The sequence below is a fragment of the Allocellulophaga tsushimaensis genome (assembly GCF_055383085.1).
Genome location: NZ_AP039451.1, coordinates 488,510 through 505,788, shown reverse-complemented (window position 1 = coordinate 505,788; position 17,279 = coordinate 488,510). Strand labels below are relative to the sequence as shown.

The window sequence follows — 17,279 nt, the reverse complement described above, 5'->3', positions numbered from 1 at the left end:
CATGCTTAGTAGAAAAAACAAGCTCATACTTTTAAAATTTTTGAGTCTTTTTTCAGTAGTAAGAGGTTATAATATCCTTATTATAGCTTTAGCGCAATATTTAGCTTCCATATACATACTATCACCTAACTTATCTTTAGGAAAAGTAGTTTTTGATCTAAATTTATTTGTTATTGTATTAGCTTCTGCTTTAGTAATTGCAGGTGGCTATATCATTAATAATTTTTACGATGCAGAAAAAGACTTCATCAATAAGCCTAATAAGACAATGTTAGATAGACTGGTGAGTCAACGGACAAAATTAACAACCTATTTTGTTTTAAATTTTATGGCTGCTTTTTTAGCTAGTTATGTTTCCTTTAAAGCGGTATTGTTTTTTTCTTCTTATATTTTTGGGATATGGTTTTATTCACACAAATTAAAAAGAATACCCTTTGTGGGTAATTTTATATCAGCATTATTGGCTATAGCTCCTTTTTTTGCGGTATTTGTCTATTATAAAAATTTTGAAACGGTAATTTTTGTACATGCTATTTTTCTTTTTTTACTGATTTTAGCTAGAGAAATGATTAAAGACCTGGAGAATATAGCTGGAGATATTACGCAGCAATACAAAACAATACCTATACTCTACGGGGAGCGTTTCTCAAGAATTTTGATAGGATTCTTAATCGTATTGACTTTGATACCATCATTATTACTCATCTTTAATTTTGATATCGGTTATATGTATGTTTACTTTATTGGAAGTATTATTTTATTAGTTGCTTTTTTAATTTTATTAACAAAATCGCATACCAGAACACACTATATTTGGCTCCATAATATTTTAAAATTAATCATAGTAGTAGGTGTATTTAGTATTCTACTCATTGATTTAGATCTTGTTTTAAACAGAATTTTATAGATGGAAAACTTACTTAAAGTTGCTTTAGCACAAATAGCACCAGTTTGGTTAGATAAAGCAGCAACAATTTTAAAAATTGAAACATCAATTGTAGAGGCTGCCAAAGAGAATACAGAACTAATTGTTTTTGGAGAGGCACTTTTACCAGGGTATCCATTTTGGTTGGCATTAACAGAAGGTGCCTCTTGGAATTTAGAGGTTAATAAAAAAATACATGCCCATTATGTGCGCAATTCTATCCAGATTGAAGCGGGAGAATTAGAACGTATTTGTACACTAGCAAAAAAGCATAAAATTGCGGTATACTTAGGGATCATGGAGCGTGCTAAGGATAGAGGAGGACATAGTATTTATGCTTCTTTAGTATACATAGATGCAGATGGTATCATACAATCCGTACATAGAAAACTACAACCTACCTACGATGAACGTTTAACCTGGGCACCTGGAGACGGTAATGGATTAAAAGTGCATCCTTTAAAACAATTTACCGTTGGCGGACTCAACTGTTGGGAAAATTGGATGCCATTGCCCAGAGCAGCCTTATATGGTCAGGGAGAAAACTTACATATAGCGGTATGGCCAGGAAATGACCATAATACGAAGGACATAACCCGTTTTATAGCAAGAGAATCACGGAGTTTTGTTATTTCTGTCTCCTCTTTAATGAAAAAAGAAGACTTTCCAGCAAATACGCCACACCTTGATGAAATACTAGAAAAATCTCCAGCTATTTTAGCAAATGGAGGCTCTTGTATTGCAGGACCAGATGGAGAATGGCTTATAGAACCCGTTTTGCATAAAGAAGGTTTAATTTATCATACTTTAGATTTTAATAGGGTATATGAAGAACGACAAAATTTTGATGCTGTAGGGCATTATTCTAGACCAGATATTACCAAATTAACTGTAAATAGGGAAAGGCAATCTACAGTAGAATTTAACGATTAAGAGGTTAAGATAATTATATATAATAGTAATATGAATAAAAGCCAAGAAATCACATCAAAAGTGGCTGTAGTAATTGGAATTATTGGGATTATTGCAGGTGTATTTCTAATATTTTCTGGAAACAAGATAGTTGGTATAGCTGGCTCAATAGCTAGTGCCGGACTTGCGGTAAAAGGGTTTTTTAACATAAAAAAAGCTAAATAGACTATGCTAGATTTTTAATTTTATGTTTTTTAAAATAGTCTAAACTACTTCATCTTTTAAATTATGTGTTCTTTTGTTTTTAAAGCAACTACATCCAAATCCCTTTACTACCTTTGCAAAAAATTAAATTATGGCTAAGTCAGACGCTAATAAAGGTAAAGGATCAGGAAAGCAAGGTGGTGGCTTTAGAAAAAAAAGCTATTCTAGAACAGGAAATCCTGTTCAAAAAAAAAGGGTAACACCACAAAAACCCTCTGATCCTAATGTATTACGACTTAACCGTTATGTAGCAAATTCTGGAGTATGTTCCCGTAGAGAAGCAGATGTTTTTATAGCTGCGGGGAGTGTAACAGTAAACGGAAAATCGGTTACAGAAATGGGCTATAAAGTAAAGTTAACCGATGAGGTTAAATTTGATGGCAGGCTACTGAACCCAATTAAAAAAGAATACATACTACTAAATAAGCCTAAAGATTTTACCGTAATTACAAAAGATGATAGAGGAAGACGTAGTGCAATGGGGCTAATTTCTGGAGCTACAAAAGCCAAATTATTACCAGTAGGTAAAATGGCAAAATCTACAACTGGTTTATTATTGTTTACCAATGATGGTGAGCTTTCTACCAGACTAACACAACCTAAAAACGGATTGCGTAAAATATATCAAGTAGAATTAACGAAACCTTTAAAAAGTGCTGACTTAAAAAGAATACAAGAAGGTTTGCCCGTAGACGATAGTGTGGTACGTGTACAAGACATTAGCTATGTAGAAAATGCACCAAAAACTCATATAGGGATAGAGATCTATAGTACCAGAAATAATATTGTAGCCCGTATCTTTGAGGAGTTAGAATATGAAATTATACGCTTAGATCTTGCTGTTTATGCAGGATTAACGAAAAAAGATTTGCCCAGAGGACATTGGAGACATCTTACAGAACAAGAGGTGATTAATTTAGGGATGATTAAATAGACTTTTAATATACATTCTTTAAGAAAATAATAGTATTTAAGGTATATGCTAATTTCATTACGAAGTTTCAATACAGATTGAGGTTAAAATTAAAGATGGTGTAATGCTATAAGTGTCTAGCTATACTTGTGTAAAATCACTTGGGCCATCATGCCATTCTAGATTTCCATCCCCCCAATTCCCATTTTCTAGTTGCTTGAAAGCATCAAAATCTCCAAAATATTTGCGGTATTTGCCATTTGCAAATCCTGCGCCATTAGCGCCCATAATAATTAAAGGACTAATTAATTTAACTTTAGAAGGGTCAAACTTAGTGGTTTTTCTGGCTTTTGCCCTATAGTATATGATATCGTCTATCATCAGATAAACGCCTCCTAATGCAATACTGTTTTTAGATAGTGTAATATCTTTTTTTCGAACCCCTTCAAATAGAAGTCCGTCTTTATCATAGGCATAGAAATCATTAAGTACTACAAAAGTTTTAGGGTCTGCTTTAAACTTTTTAAATGCTTTGTAGTAAAAATAAACGCCATCATAAACCCAAGCATCAGAAAGGATTTCTAATGGTTTTTTGGTATTGATTTTTATTTGCCTCAGTTTTTTCCAGTAAGACCATTGTTCTTCCTTTAACAAAATAAGGTCTTTGCCATTGGTAGCATAACCATGACTTAGCAATTTAAAATTAGCTAAAGTACTGTCAGGTATTCTAGTCAATTCCTTGTCTCTTTTGCGTTCTTGATAAAAAATTTCGTTGTCAATATGATAAAAACCTTGCCCTACACTAATAGGTTCTGTGTTTTTTTGATGTGCACGTTTTTCTTTTGCAGCAAAATACCAGTAGTCTTTTAAATGTATATGCTTCTCAAAAAAGTCTTTATAAGGTCTATATTCTACTAATGACTCTGGAGTAGAATTATAAAAAACAATTGCAGAAGAGGTGTATTTATCGGTACCATTATATCCAAAACTGATAAATGTTTTAGCATCAAATTCAGGATGTTTGGTAATGTGATATGCATCAACAAAATAAACAGCGTTAGCATCTTTATACCAGTGTCTCCCTACTTTACAGAAAGTATCTGGGTCCGCATCTTTTAATAATTTACCACGATAGTAGACCTCATTTTCATTTAAAATAATATCGGTTCTAAACCTAGCATCTTTGTTAAGCTCTACTATTTTAGTGGTACCATCTTCAATATACTTTTTTAAAAGGCGGAAACCTGTTCCTTTCATCACTTTACCATTATCTGCAAAATAGGTGTTGTTTTTATCTTTTGCATAGTATAAATTAATAGATTCGAAACTAGCAACATCAACCTTTGAAATGGGGGTTAAATAAAAATTTTCTGAATTGCTTTTTACAATTATGGTAAGCCCATAAATACTATTTTTATCGGCAAAATATCCTAAAGCAATTGCTTTAAAAGATGGCGGATCTAAGGCTATTATTTTTTTATTTTTATCTGTAATAGGTTTTCCGCGGTAAAGTACTTGTGTTTCTGTAACTTCTATAAGACCATATATAAAATCCTCAAAAATTCTTGGTCGTATTGTATTTGGAAATTCAGGAATTTTCATAGCATTAGTTTAAGATTTCTATTTGCAAGTTATTAAAACAAGCTGTTTGTGTAGATCCTAATAATTTACTACACAACTGTTTAAACTCATTACAAAATTCTATTATAGAATGTGAGTTGAATACAAATATTAGAAAAAAGAATTTTAAACTTCTCCCAGTTTACAGGGGATTTATTGTTTTTTTATGAAATAGCATTCATTTTTGCTTTAATCTCTTCCAAACATAAATTACCCAAACTGCCTTCATGCGTATGCTCAATATCTCTTTTTGGGCTAAAAGTTCCTTCGTTAATTTCTTGCCCCATTTTTTTATAGGCATCTCTAAAAGGCATTCCGTTCTGTACCAATTCATTTAAAGTATCTACACTAAATAGGTAGTCATATTTAGGATCTTCAAGAATACTTGTATTTACTTTGATTTCTTTTAGGCTGAAAGTTAAAATTTCTAAACATGCTTTTATATCTTGAATAGCAGGAATAATAATTTCTTTTACCAATTGTAAATCCCTATGGTAACCACTAGGTAAATTGTTAATGACTAGAGTTAATTGATTGGGAACGGCTTGTAGTTTATTGCATTTTCCACGAACAAGCTCAAACACATCTGGGTTTTTCTTATGAGGCATAATACTACTGCCCGTGGTAAGTTCGTCAGGAAAAGAAATAAAATTAAAATTCTGACTCATATACAAACAAATATCCATTGCCATTTTAGAAAGCGTAGCGGCTATGTTAGAAATTCCAAATGCAGTTGCTTTTTCTACTTTACCACGCCCCATTTGTGCAGCAACCACGTTATATTTCATGGTTTTAAAACCCATTTCTTTTGTGGTAAAACTTCTGTCTATTGGGAAAGAACTGCCATAACCAGCAGCACTACCTAATGGGTTCTGATCTACAACTTTATAAGCGGCATCAACAAAGTATAAATCATCTATTAAGCTTTCTGCATAGGCAGAAAACCATAAGCCAAAAGAAGATGGCATTGCTATTTGTAAATGAGTATAACCTGGAATTAAAATTGACTTATGCTGATCGGCTAATGTCATCAACAAATTGAACAAGTCCGTTGTCTGCGTTTTTATTTCTGATAATTCGTCTTTTAAATACAAATGCATAGCTACCAAAACTTGATCGTTTCTAGAACGTGCAGTGTGTATTTTTTTACCGGTATCACCAAGTTTCTCAGTTAAAATGTATTCTATTTTAGAATGCATGTCTTCAAAAGTATCTTCAATCGTAAAGGTTCCTTTTGCTATAGTCATAGCAATAGCATCTAATTCTTGTACTAGATTACTTGTTTCTTCAGCAGTTAGCAATCCTATTTTACCGAGCATTTTTGCATGTGCTTTAGAGGCAATAATATCATACTTTGCTAAAAGCAAATCTAATTCCCTATCGTTACCAACCGTAAAGTGGTCTATTTTTTTATCGGTGCTAAAGCCTTTATCCCAGAGTTTCATTTTTTTAGTATTAAGTAGTTAGTGCAGAGTACTTAGTTTTCAGTTTTTAGTAAAAAGTATTCAGTAAATAGTACAAAGTACTTGGTTTTAAGTGTTAATTTTTAACTTTCTCTATTCTCTATTCTCTATTCTCTATTCTCTATTCTCTATTCTCTATTCTCTATTCTCTATTCTCTATTCTCTATTCTCTATTCTCTATTCTCTATTCTCTATTCTCTATTCTCTATTCTCTATTCTCTATTCTCTATTGCAAAAATCCCTTTAATATTTTAATATACAAATCGATACCTTCTTCTATTTCATTTACATAAATAAATTCATCAGCAGAATGAGACCGCGTACTATCGCCAGGGCCTAATTTTAAAGATTGACAAGTTAGTGCCGCTTGATCAGATAGGGTAGGAGATCCGTAAGTGGTTCTACCTAAAGCAATTCCAGATTGTACTAAAGCATGATTTTTATCAATTTTAGAGGAGTTTAGTTTTAAGCCTCGTTCCATAATTTCGCAGGGTGCCTCCGCTTTTAATAAATCTGCGATTTCTTTGTTGGAATAGGCATCATTTACACGAACATCTACAACCAATTCTACTTGTGAAGGTACTACATTGTGTTGGCTTCCTGCATTGACTTGTGTTACTGTTAATTTCACATCACCTAATGCTTCTGAGCCTTTATCAAAAGAATAATTTTTAAACCATTCTAACACTTTAATCGTATTGTAAATGGAATTATTATCATTTGGATGCGCAGCATGCGAGGGAGTCCCTTTTACGATAGCATCAAAAACAACCAATCCTTTTTCTGCAATTGCCAATTGCATTAAGGTAGGTTCTCCAACAATAGCCACATCTATATGCGGAAGTTTTGGAAGTAAACCACGTAAACTATTCTCACCAGCATTTTCTTCTTCCATAGAAGCCACCATTAGAATATTATGATTTAGGTTTTTAGCCTCATAAAAATGCACAAAAGTAGCGAGTAAAGACACCAAACAACCACCGGCATCATTACTGCCTAAACCATATAATTTACCATCTTCTATATGCGGATGAAATGGATCTTTGGTATAGGCTTTATTCGGTTTTACAGTATCATGGTGCGAGTTTAAGAGTAAAGTTGGTTTTGCATCATCCCAATATTTATTTTTAGCAAAAACATTATTCAGTATACGCTCAAAAGGAATGTTAAAATGCTTCAACCAATCTTCAATAGCATCTGCAGTTTTATCTTCTTCCCCTGAGAATGATTGTAGTGATATTAATGTTTTTAATAAGGAGATTGCCTTTTCTGTAAGTGTGGTTTGGTTCATCTTATAAGGTAACGGTTGTAAATTTTTTTTGTTCTTTTTTTAGCATTGCTATATTGCCAATGCATACTTTGTCAACTCCTCTTTCTAGGGCGTAAAAGCAATTGTCTATTTTTGGAATCATTCCATCGGCTATAATACCTTCATTAAGCAAGTTGGTATAGCCTCTATGATCTATTTGTTCAACCACAGAATCTTCATCATTTATATCTCGTAAAACCCCCTTTTTTTCAAAACAATAATACAATGTAGTGGTGTAGAATTTGCTCATATGCGTTGCTATTTCTGAGGCTATAGTATCGGCATTGGTATTTAAAAGTTGCCCTAAGCCATCATGCGTTAGTGCACAAAATACTGGGCTTAGACCAATTTTCAGTAGTTTAGAAAGTTTTTGTGTGTTTACTCCGTCTACATCGCCTACATAGCCATAATCAATTTCTTTTACAGGTCTTTTATGCGCTTGTATAAGGTTAGCATCTGCACCACTTAAACCAATGGCATTGCATTTATTTGCTTGTAATGCTGCAACTATATTTTTATTGGTAAGTCCGCCATAAACCATAGTGGCAATTTCTAAGGTTTTTGCATCAGTAATTCTTCTGCCATCTACTAATTTAGAGACAACACCTAGTTTTGTAGCCAATTGTGTAGCTAGTTTTCCGCCACCGTGTACTAGTATTTTTGGTTCATCTAGTTTCGCAAAAAGTTTTAGAAACTTGCTCAGCTCTTCTTTGTTTTCAATAACGTTGCCACCAATTTTTACTATGGATAAATTCTGCTTCATGTTCCTCACCTTGAGTCCTCCCCAAAGGGGAGGAAATATTTTTATTTATTTAAATTTAAGATACAATTCATATTTAACTTATTGCTCTCCTTTGGAGAGGTTAGGAGAGGACTCTAATATCTTTTTTAAAACAATCTGTGCAGCATAGGTTCTGTTATTGGCTTGCTCAATGACTAAAGATTGCTCGCTATCCAAAACGCTATCTGCTACTACCATATTTCTACGAACAGGTAGGCAGTGCATAAATTTTGCTTTTTTTATTTTTTCTGATGTAATCATCCAGTTTTTATCTTGAGGTATCACTTTTCCATAATCGGTATAACTACTCCAATTTTTTACATACACAAAATCTGCATTTTCCAATGCTTTTTCTTGATCGTATTCTACAGGGATGTTTTTAGTGATTTCCGGATTTAGTTCATATCCTTTTGGATGCGTAATGATAAATTCAGCCTCTTGCAATTGCATCATTTCTACAAAAGAGTTCGCTACGGCGTGGGGTAATGCTCTTGGATGTGGTGCCCACGAAAGTACTACTTTAGGTTTCTTTTTTGTATTTTGCTCATCTAAAGTTATCGCATCTGCAAGGGCTTGTAAGGGATGCCCAACAGAACTTTCCATATTTACTACAGGTACATTTGCATATTTTGTAAATCCGTTTAAAACAATTTCTGCTTCATCTTTTTCTTTATCCTTTAAACCAGCAAAAGCACGTATGGCTACAATATCACAATATTGAGATACTACTTGTGCGGCTTCTTTAATATGTTCTGCTTTGCCTTGATCCATTACGGTACCATCTTCGTATTCTAAGGCCCAACCTTCTCCACCAAAATTCATTACGATCACTTCCATTCCTAAGTTTAAAGCTGCTTTTTGAGTGCTTAAACGTGTTCTAAGACTATTATTAAAGAATAATAAACAAATGGTTTTGTTTTTACCTAGTGTATTTGCTTTATAAGGGTTAGCTTTAAGGACTTTTGCTTCTTGTACCCAATTGGGTAGAGAATCTATATCTTTTAGGCTTAGGTAGTGTTTCATTATTTAAACTATTTTGGTAAAGTTACTTTTGCTTTCTAAGGCATCGTTTATAAAATTATCTTTTAAACCATTCACAATCCAGGTTTCAATACCTGCATTTTTAGTTATGGTTGCAGCATCTATTTTAGATTGCATTCCGCCTGTTCCATGCGAAGATTTTCCTTCGCTAATTTCATGGCTTAATATTGCTAAATCTGATACTTCTTTAATGGTTTCAGGAGCTTCTTTTGCTATAGATGTTTTTGTATAGATGCCATCAGTATTGGTTGCTATTAATACTAAATCTACCTCTAGCAAGGTTGCTGTTAGTGCGGCTAACTTATCATTATCGCCAAACTGTATCTCGTCTGTAGCAACAGTGTCATTCTCATTAATAATGGGAATAAAATTATTAGAGACAAGTATGTTTATGGTATTTTTTATATTGAGTTTAGAATCTGGATTTTCAAAATCTGCATACGATAAGAGGCACTGAGAAGTAAATAAGCCAAGCTCTCTAAAATTCTCTTGAAAAATACGCATCAAATGTGGCTGACCTATTGCTGCAAGCGCCTGTTTTACATTAATCTCTTCACCATTATGCTCTAATTTCACAAATTGTTTAGCAGCTGCAATAGCACCAGAACTCACAATTATAAACTCATAATCATCTTTTAAAGCAGCAATTTGCCTCCCAATATCTTCAATCTTTCCTCTGGAGATTTGATTGGTTTCTTTAGTTAAGGTATTAGAGCCTATTTTTAATAGTATTCTTTTTTTTGTCATTTTATGCTGAACTTGTTTCAGTATCTATTTTTTTAATTGGCTTTGAGCCTTTAGCTCTTGGCTATTAGCTGCCTTGTTTTACTCGACAATCGAGATTTAAATGCTCCGACGCTTGCGTCGAAATCAATGTGAATTTTTCCTTTTAATACCTCACGGACTTACCCCAAGGTTATTTACTTATTTGTTTATCAAATTCCCCCTTTTTGGGGTTAGGGGGATCATCTCACTTGCCCAGTCCCCTTAACATACCACTTGTTCGTTACTAAATGTTCTAAACCAATAGGGCCTCTTTGGTGCAATTTATCTGTGCTTATTGCCAATTCTCCCCCTAGTCCAAATTGCCCGCCATCTGTAAAACGAGTGGAAGCGTTATGATATACAGCTGCTGAGTCTACAGCGTTCATAAAAAGAGTAGCTTGTGTATCATCTTCAGTAATAATGGCAGCGGAATGTCCTCCACCATAGGTATTTATTTTTATGATAGCTTCTTCTAGGTTTTCTATTTGCCCAATGACTATTTTATAATCTAAAAACTCTTCATGCCAAATAGCCTCGTTTTCTAATACTGAAGTGCCCTCTATGCCAGATAGTTTTTGATCTGTTAAAATATGAACATTACTTTTCTTTAATTCCAATATAAGTTGTTTCATAAAAGCACTTTTATTGGGTAAGTCAGATGCTATGAGTACTTTATCTAGTGCATTGCAAGCCGATATTTTTGTGGTTTTTGCATTTACAATAATGTCTAAGGCCATTTGTGTATCTGCATTTTCTGCTACATAAATAAAATTATTACCTCTACCACTTATAATTACAGGGCATGTAGCGTGTTGTTTTACAAAAGCAATAAGTCTTTCGCCTCCTCTAGGAACTATTAAATCTATTTTTTGTGTGGGGTTTTGTAAAAAAGCTTGAGTTTCTGTTCTATTAAATTGTAGATAACTAACCCAATCTTTAGAGCAGTTATTTTCGTCTAAAGCGGTATGCCACAAATCAACCAAAACAAGATTACTTTGTAAAGATTCTTTACCGCCCTTTAAAAGAATTTTATTTCCAGATTTAAATGCTATTCCAGCTGCTTCAATAGTCACGTCTGGTCTAGATTCATAAATAATACATACAGTGCCAAATGGAGCAGTTTTATTGCTAACTTTAATTCCATTGCCATGTGTAAATTCTGAACGTACTACATTTAAGGGGTCTGGCTCATTTGCCAATTGATCTAAAGATAAAATCATTCCAGCAATTTTAGCATCATCTACCTTTAATCTGTCATACATAGAAATATCATTTCCAGTATAACTTTCTACATCCTTTTTATTTGCATCAAGAATACTATCTTTTTCTTCTTGAATAAGGCTTATCATGCTTTTTAAAACAGCATTCCGTTGTTGTATGTCTAATCCTAATTCCATTATAATTCTGCTTTTAAGGCATCAAAAAATAAATCGATATGTTGTGTTGTAATATTTAAAGCGGGAAGAAACCTGAGTACGTGTTTATCTTTTGCACCCCCAGTAAACATTTGCTGATTGTGAATTAGTTTTTTGCGTAGTGCAGCTACTTCAAAATCTAATTCTACCCCTAACATTAAACCTCTTCCTTTAATTCTTTTAATAGACGTAATTTCTGCTGCTTTCTTATTAAAATAAGCACCCAATTTTGCAGCGTTATCAATAAGCTGTTCTTTTTCTAATACTTCTAATACGGCTAAAACTGCTACGCATGCCAAATGATTGCCTCCAAAAGTAGTACCTAACATACCATAAGAAGCTTTGATGTTTTTATGGATTAGAATACCACCCACAGGAAATCCATTGCCCATCCCTTTAGCGATGCTTATAATATCTGGTGTGATCCCATGGTGTTGAAAGCCAAAAAATTTACCACTTCTTCCAAAGCCAGACTGTACTTCGTCTGCAATCAGTATAGCGTTATTTTCTTTACATAATTTTTCAATTACTTGATAAAATGCTGTAGTAGGCTCATCTAAACCTCCAACCCCTTGTATAGCTTCTATAATTACCGCACAAACATCACCTTTTTCAATTTCAGTTTTAAACGCAGTACTATCATTAAGCGCTAAGAAAGTCACTTCTTGTTGCTTGTTAATAGGAGCATTTATTTTCTCATTATCTGTTGCAGCAACTGCAGCTGAGGTTCTTCCATGAAATCCATTTTTAAAGGCTATTACTCTAGATTTCCCTGTCTCAAAAGAGGCCATTTTTAAGGCATTTTCATTAGCTTCTGCTCCAGAGTTACATAGAAAAAGATTATAATTTTCACAGCCAGAAAGTTTTCCTAATTTAGTAGCAAGTTCTACCTGTAAAGGGTTTTGTACCGCATTGCTGTAAAACCCTATTTTATCTAGTTGGTCTTTTAGTTTTTTTACATAGTGCGGATGCGAATGCCCTATAGATATAACGGCATGACCGCCATAAAAATCTAAATATTCTTGTCCTTTATCATCTGTAACCACAATTCCTTTTGCCGAAACAGGAGTTACATTATATAAGGGATATACGTCAAATAATTCCATTTTTTTGCTTTTCGCTTTTCGCTTTTGCCCAACGCATTAAACTTTATAAAAAGCAGCTTACGGATGGCGTTTTGCGAATAGCTATTTCTTTTTAAATTCTGTTATCTTATCAAAAGAAGCTACAATACCTTGTATTAGCGATGAGCTTAGTCCTTGTATTTCCATTTCATTTAAGCCTTTTATAGTACAACCCATAGGTGTTGTTACCCGATCTATTTCTTCTTCAGGGTGATTGCCAGATTCAATTAAAAGACTAGCAGCCCCATTACAAGTATGCATGGCTAATTCTTGTGCTTCTTTGGCATCAAATCCCAATTGTATGGCTCCTTGTGTTGTTGCACGTATCAAGCGCATCCAAAAGGCAATACCACTGGCGCAAATTACTGTTGCTGCCTGCATTTGTTCTTCCGGAATTTCTAAAGAATGCCCCATGCGATTAAAAATTGCTTTAGCCAAATCAATACTTTTTTTACCTAGAACATTTCCACAAATACAAGTCATAGATTTACCTACTGATATAGCAGTATTAGGCATACTCCTTATAATGCAATGATTGGCTCCAATAATAGTTTCAATCTTTGCAATACTAAAGCCAGTAATAACACTAATAATTACATGTTTGTCTGTAAATAAATGTTTTACATCATTTAAAATAGCTTCAAAATGCCCAGGTTGTATGGCAAATATTAAAATATCAGAATTTTTTACGGCCTCTTTATTATCAGTAGTAAGCGTTACATTTCCGTATTTTTTATAATCTTCTATCTGAGCTATATTTCTTTTGGTGAGATACATGGTTGTGGCTCCATTAGAATTCAATATTCCTTTGGCAATGGCCAAGCCTAAATTTCCTGCTCCTATAATGGCTACTTTCATATTTTTTGTTAATTAGTATTGCGTACTTATTATTGTTTACTACTATTTATTTTATTCGATTTCGACTCCATTCAATCTTCATTTTATTTTTTCGAAATAGCCGTAATTAAGTTGATTTAAAAGGCTCAGTTTAGTTACGTTTTCTTTTACTTTTGAAATATTTAATTTTATCCCTATCGAATCATAGTGATATATCCACGATTCTCGGATTGAATCTATAATAGTTTCAAAATTGTATATTCCTTTTAAATCCAAGGTGTTTAATTTGTATTCTTCTGATCTAACTAAATTTTTATGTTTAAAATTATTTAGATAGAATTCAATTTTAGAATTTGTAATGATTATTCGGTCAAATGTTTTTTTATATTTTTCAGTGTTCAAACATTTAACTTGCTGAAATCTCCATTTACCTAAAAAAGAATCATCACTTTTTATATGATTAAGCTTAGAGTTATTTCCAACTATTTGAAAATTTTCATAACCTAAATTCAATACTATTAAAATAGTAAAACTTAACATTAAGAGTTTTAAATTTATTGTCATTACTACTACTATTTATTTTATTCGATTTCGACTCCGCTCAATCCCCTTAGTTGTTAGCGGTAACTCAGCGTAGCCGAAATTAATATACGCCCGATTTTAATTGTAAACTTTCATTTTCTTTAAATCCGAACATGAGATTCATATTCTGTACTGCTTGCCCTGAAGCACCTTTTAATAGATTGTCGATTGCAGACGTAACTAATATGGTATTATGGTGTTTGTGTAAATGAATATGACACTGATTGGTATTTACCACTTGTTTTAAATGTATGGGGTCTTCCGAGATATGTGTAAACATAGCATCGTCATAAAAATCTTTATATAGTTTAAGAGCTTCTTCTAATGATCCTTCATAATGGGTATAGGAGGTTGCAAAAATACCTCTTGTAAAATCTCCTCTATTAGGTAAAAACAGTAATGCTCCCGTATTTTTTTGTAATGAATTTAAACTTTCATTAATTTCTCCTAAATGTTGATGTGTAAAGGGTTTATACCAAGATGCATTGTTGTTTCTCCAACTAAAATGTGTTGTGCCAGATGGTTTTATACCGGCACCGGTACTTCCAGTAACAGCATTTACATGTACTGTATTGTCTAATAGCTTTGCATTTGCTAATGGTAATAGTGCTAATTGAATAGCTGTTGCAAAACAACCGGGGTTTGCAAGATATTTTGCTTTTTTAATCTCATCTTTTTTTAATTCAGGCAAACCGTAAACAAAATCTTTATCTCCTAAGGAAGCATCATCATTTAATCTAAAATCGTTACTTAAATCAATAATTTTAGTATGCTTAGAAAAGTTATGTTCGTTTAAGAATTTTGTAGAATTCCCATGCCCTAAACATAAAAAAACAACGTCTACCTCAAGGTTTACCTCTCCTGTAAAATTTACATCTAAAACCCCTAATAAATCTGGATGTGCAGTGGTTACTTTTTTTCCTGCTCTTGTGGTACTGTATACAAAATCGATAGTCACTTTAGGGTGATTGCCTAAAATTCGGATTAATTCTCCTCCTGTATACCCAGAACCTCCTATAATACCTGCTTTAATCATCTTTTTGTTTTAATGTGAAGTAATGAGTATACCGTATTAAGTTGATTTTTTAAACTTTGTACTCAATACTAACTACTTTTCTCTTCTATATTATTTCTTTTTTTAAATCCCTACCGGATAGTATTTTTACCATCAACCATCAACCATTAATTAGCCGTTAACGTGATTGTATATTTTACCTGCATTAGACAGAATTTTTATAAACCCTTTTGCATCATCTGCTGTCCATCCTTTATTCATTTCTCCATAGCTACCAAACGAAGCATTCATTAAATCGTTAGGAGAAGATATTCCATCAAGTTCAAAACGATATGGATGTAAGCTTACAAAAACATCACCTGAAACATTTTTTTGGGTATCGTTTAAAAATACTTCAATATTTCGCATCACTTCATCTAAATAATTTCCTTCATGCAATAACATTCCATAGAAATTACCTTGCTGCTCTTTCTGAAATTGTTGCCACTTACTTAATGTATGCTTTTCTAATAAATGATGTGCTTTTATAATAATTAGAGAGGCTGGCGCTTCAAAACCAACTCTACCTTTAATGCCAATAATAGTATCACCTACATGAATATCTCTTCCAATAGCATAAGTAGATGCTAGTGCATCTAATTTTATAATATTATTTACTGGAGTATCATTTTCACCGTTTATAGCAACCAATTCTCCTTTATTAAATGTTAATTGGATTTGCTGTGATTCCGTTTCTTGTAACTGACTAGGGTATGCACTATCGGGCAATGGTTTATGAGAAGTAAGTGTTTCTTCTCCACCTACAGAAGTTCCCCAGAGTCCACGATTAATAGAATATTTAGCTTTTTCCCAAGAATAATCTACCCCATTTTCTTTTAGATATTCAATCTCTTCTTCACGGGCTAGTTTATGATCTCTAATAGGAGTAATAATTTCTATTTCTGGAGCTATAATTTGAAAAATCATATCAAAACGTACTTGATCGTTTCCTGCACCTGTACTACCATGCGCAATGTATTTAGCACCTGCTTTTTTTGCATAGTTTACAATTTCTATAGCTTGCACAATACGTTCTGCACTCACAGAAAGGGGGTAGGTATTATTCTTTAATACATTACCAAATATTAAATATTTTACAACTTTATTATAGAAAGTTTGCACAGCATCTATTGAAGTATAAGTACTGGCACCTAATTGTAATGCTTTTTCTTTTATAGATGCTATTTCTTTATCAGAAAACCCACCAGTGTTTACACTTACTGCATGTACTTCAAACCCTTTTTCTTTTGATAAATATTTAGCGCAATATGATGTGTCTAATCCTCCACTATATGCTAAAACTAATTTTTTCATTCTAATTATTATTTTTTATTTCAAAGCAGCTGGTAAACTGCTTTTATGAAATTTTTTATTTGGTTTTCTTTTTAAGGAATAAATTCTCTTTTATACTTTTTAATCTTTTAAAGGCTTTTCCATTTAATTTTGTCCCTTTTTCATTTTTGTTTGATTGTTTTTCTGTGTTGGTACTAACGTCATATAGCATCCCTGTACAAAGACACATTTTGCGTTCTGTTCTGGTTAGAATATCAAAATTTTTACATGTTTGGCAACCTTTCCAGAATTCAGGGTCGTCAGTTAGTTCAGAAAAAGTAACAGGTTTATAGCCTAGCTCATAATTTATTTTCATTACAGCTAAACCAGTAGTAATTCCAAATATTTTAGCATCTGGAAATTTATCTCTTGAGAGTTGAAAAATGGCACTTTTGATTTTCTTGGCTAATCCTTGATTTCTATAATCGGGATGTACAATAAGTCCTGAATTGGCAACATACTTCTCATGTCCCCATATTTCTATATAGCAGAACCCAGCAAATACATCGCCATCTAAAGCGATAACAGCATTTGCATTTTGCAATTTTTTGTGGATATATTCTGGGGTACGTTTTGCAATTCCTGTACCTCTCACTTTTGCAGATTCTGCAATAGTGTCACAAATTATTTGCGCGTATTTATAATGTGATTCATCAGCAACAATAATTTCCATCGCTAATACTATTTAATCGGGATAAAATGAATATGAAATGTTTTTTGTTCTGCGGAAATGGACTCACCTATTTCCATAATATCGTGCACCCTTACGGGCGGCGGCGAGTAGGCGTATATAAGCAAACAGGTAAAAAAGTTCTGTTTTGTAGAAGTATATGTGTTTTATTGCTCATTACGGGTCAAATGTACAAATTAAATCGATTTTACATCTTATTTAGATTAATTTTTAGTTAAAATAATATTTTTTGGACTCTGATTATTAATTTG

The 17,279-nt window shown here is 32.9% G+C and carries 17 protein-coding genes; 4 read left to right on the top strand and 13 right to left on the bottom strand.

What is annotated here, in order from left to right; translation table 11 throughout:
* The first annotated feature begins 1 nt into the window (after position 1).
* From ACZ451_RS02275 to ACZ451_RS02260, 4 genes are all read left to right on the top strand, one after another.
* Positions 2-907 (top strand): geranylgeranylglycerol-phosphate geranylgeranyltransferase, encoded by a 906-nt coding sequence (locus ACZ451_RS02275; protein ID WP_464215464.1) that lies wholly within the window; start codon positions 2-4, stop codon positions 905-907.
* Positions 908-1,858, top strand: a complete 951-nt coding sequence (locus tag ACZ451_RS02270) for a carbon-nitrogen hydrolase family protein (RefSeq protein ID WP_464215463.1) — start codon at positions 908-910, stop codon at positions 1,856-1,858. It abuts the gene before it with no gap.
* Positions 1,859-1,888: 30 nt separating this feature from the next.
* Positions 1,889-2,062, top strand: a complete 174-nt coding sequence (locus tag ACZ451_RS02265) for a hypothetical protein (RefSeq protein ID WP_464215462.1) — start codon at positions 1,889-1,891, stop codon at positions 2,060-2,062.
* 130 nt (positions 2,063-2,192) lie between these two features.
* On the top strand, positions 2,193-3,035 hold the full coding sequence (locus ACZ451_RS02260) for a pseudouridine synthase (RefSeq protein WP_464215461.1): 843 nt from the start codon (positions 2,193-2,195) through the stop codon (positions 3,033-3,035).
* Between the two features lie 120 nt (positions 3,036-3,155).
* On the opposite strand, the gene ACZ451_RS02255 is transcribed toward ACZ451_RS02260, so the two are convergent.
* The 13 genes from ACZ451_RS02255 to ACZ451_RS02195 form a co-directional block, all read right to left on the bottom strand.
* On the bottom strand, positions 3,156-4,616 hold the full coding sequence (locus ACZ451_RS02255; RefSeq protein ID WP_464215460.1) for a DKNYY domain-containing protein: 1,461 nt from the start codon (positions 4,614-4,616) through the stop codon (positions 3,156-3,158).
* 182 nt (positions 4,617-4,798) lie between these two features.
* Positions 4,799-6,079 (bottom strand): argininosuccinate lyase, encoded by a 1,281-nt coding sequence (gene argH, locus ACZ451_RS02250; RefSeq protein ID WP_464215459.1) that lies wholly within the window; start codon positions 6,077-6,079, stop codon positions 4,799-4,801.
* A 244-nt stretch (positions 6,080-6,323) separates the two neighbouring features.
* Complete coding sequence (locus ACZ451_RS02245) at positions 6,324-7,388, bottom strand: M20 family metallo-hydrolase (protein WP_464215458.1); 1,065 nt, start codon at positions 7,386-7,388, stop codon at positions 6,324-6,326.
* Position 7,389: 1 nt separating this feature from the next.
* Positions 7,390-8,169 carry an acetylglutamate kinase gene (gene argB, locus ACZ451_RS02240; RefSeq protein WP_464215457.1) on the bottom strand — a complete coding sequence of 260 codons (780 nt, stop codon included), beginning with the start codon at positions 8,167-8,169 and terminating at the stop codon, positions 7,390-7,392.
* Between the two features lie 78 nt (positions 8,170-8,247).
* Entirely contained in the window at positions 8,248-9,210 is a 963-nt protein-coding gene (locus ACZ451_RS02235; protein ID WP_464215456.1) for a Rossmann-fold NAD(P)-binding domain-containing protein, read from the bottom strand.
* A 3-nt stretch (positions 9,211-9,213) separates the two neighbouring features.
* Positions 9,214-9,975, bottom strand: coding sequence for a glutamate 5-kinase (gene proB, locus ACZ451_RS02230; RefSeq protein ID WP_464215455.1), 762 nt, complete (start codon positions 9,973-9,975; stop codon positions 9,214-9,216).
* A 218-nt stretch (positions 9,976-10,193) separates the two neighbouring features.
* Complete coding sequence (locus ACZ451_RS02225) at positions 10,194-11,390, bottom strand: glutamate-5-semialdehyde dehydrogenase (protein ID WP_464215454.1); 1,197 nt, start codon at positions 11,388-11,390, stop codon at positions 10,194-10,196.
* On the bottom strand, positions 11,390-12,514 hold the full coding sequence (locus tag ACZ451_RS02220; RefSeq protein ID WP_464215453.1) for an aspartate aminotransferase family protein: 1,125 nt from the start codon (positions 12,512-12,514) through the stop codon (positions 11,390-11,392). Before ACZ451_RS02220 ends, ACZ451_RS02225 begins: the two co-directional genes overlap by 1 nt.
* 81 nt (positions 12,515-12,595) lie before the next feature.
* Positions 12,596-13,390 carry a pyrroline-5-carboxylate reductase gene (proC, locus tag ACZ451_RS02215; protein ID WP_464215452.1) on the bottom strand — a complete coding sequence of 265 codons (795 nt, stop codon included), beginning with the start codon at positions 13,388-13,390 and terminating at the stop codon, positions 12,596-12,598.
* Between the two features lie 78 nt (positions 13,391-13,468).
* Positions 13,469-13,933 (bottom strand): hypothetical protein, encoded by a 465-nt coding sequence (locus ACZ451_RS02210; RefSeq protein WP_464215451.1) that lies wholly within the window; start codon positions 13,931-13,933, stop codon positions 13,469-13,471.
* 79 nt (positions 13,934-14,012) lie between these two features.
* Positions 14,013-14,987 (bottom strand): N-acetyl-gamma-glutamyl-phosphate reductase, encoded by a 975-nt coding sequence (gene argC, locus ACZ451_RS02205; protein WP_464215450.1) that lies wholly within the window; start codon positions 14,985-14,987, stop codon positions 14,013-14,015.
* A gap of 150 nt (positions 14,988-15,137) precedes the next feature.
* Positions 15,138-16,319 carry an argininosuccinate synthase gene (gene argG / locus ACZ451_RS02200; RefSeq protein WP_464215449.1) on the bottom strand — a complete coding sequence of 394 codons (1,182 nt, stop codon included), beginning with the start codon at positions 16,317-16,319 and terminating at the stop codon, positions 15,138-15,140.
* A gap of 55 nt (positions 16,320-16,374) precedes the next feature.
* On the bottom strand, positions 16,375-17,010 hold the full coding sequence (locus tag ACZ451_RS02195; RefSeq protein WP_464215448.1) for a GNAT family N-acetyltransferase: 636 nt from the start codon (positions 17,008-17,010) through the stop codon (positions 16,375-16,377).
* Between the last annotated feature and the right edge of the window lie 269 nt (positions 17,011-17,279).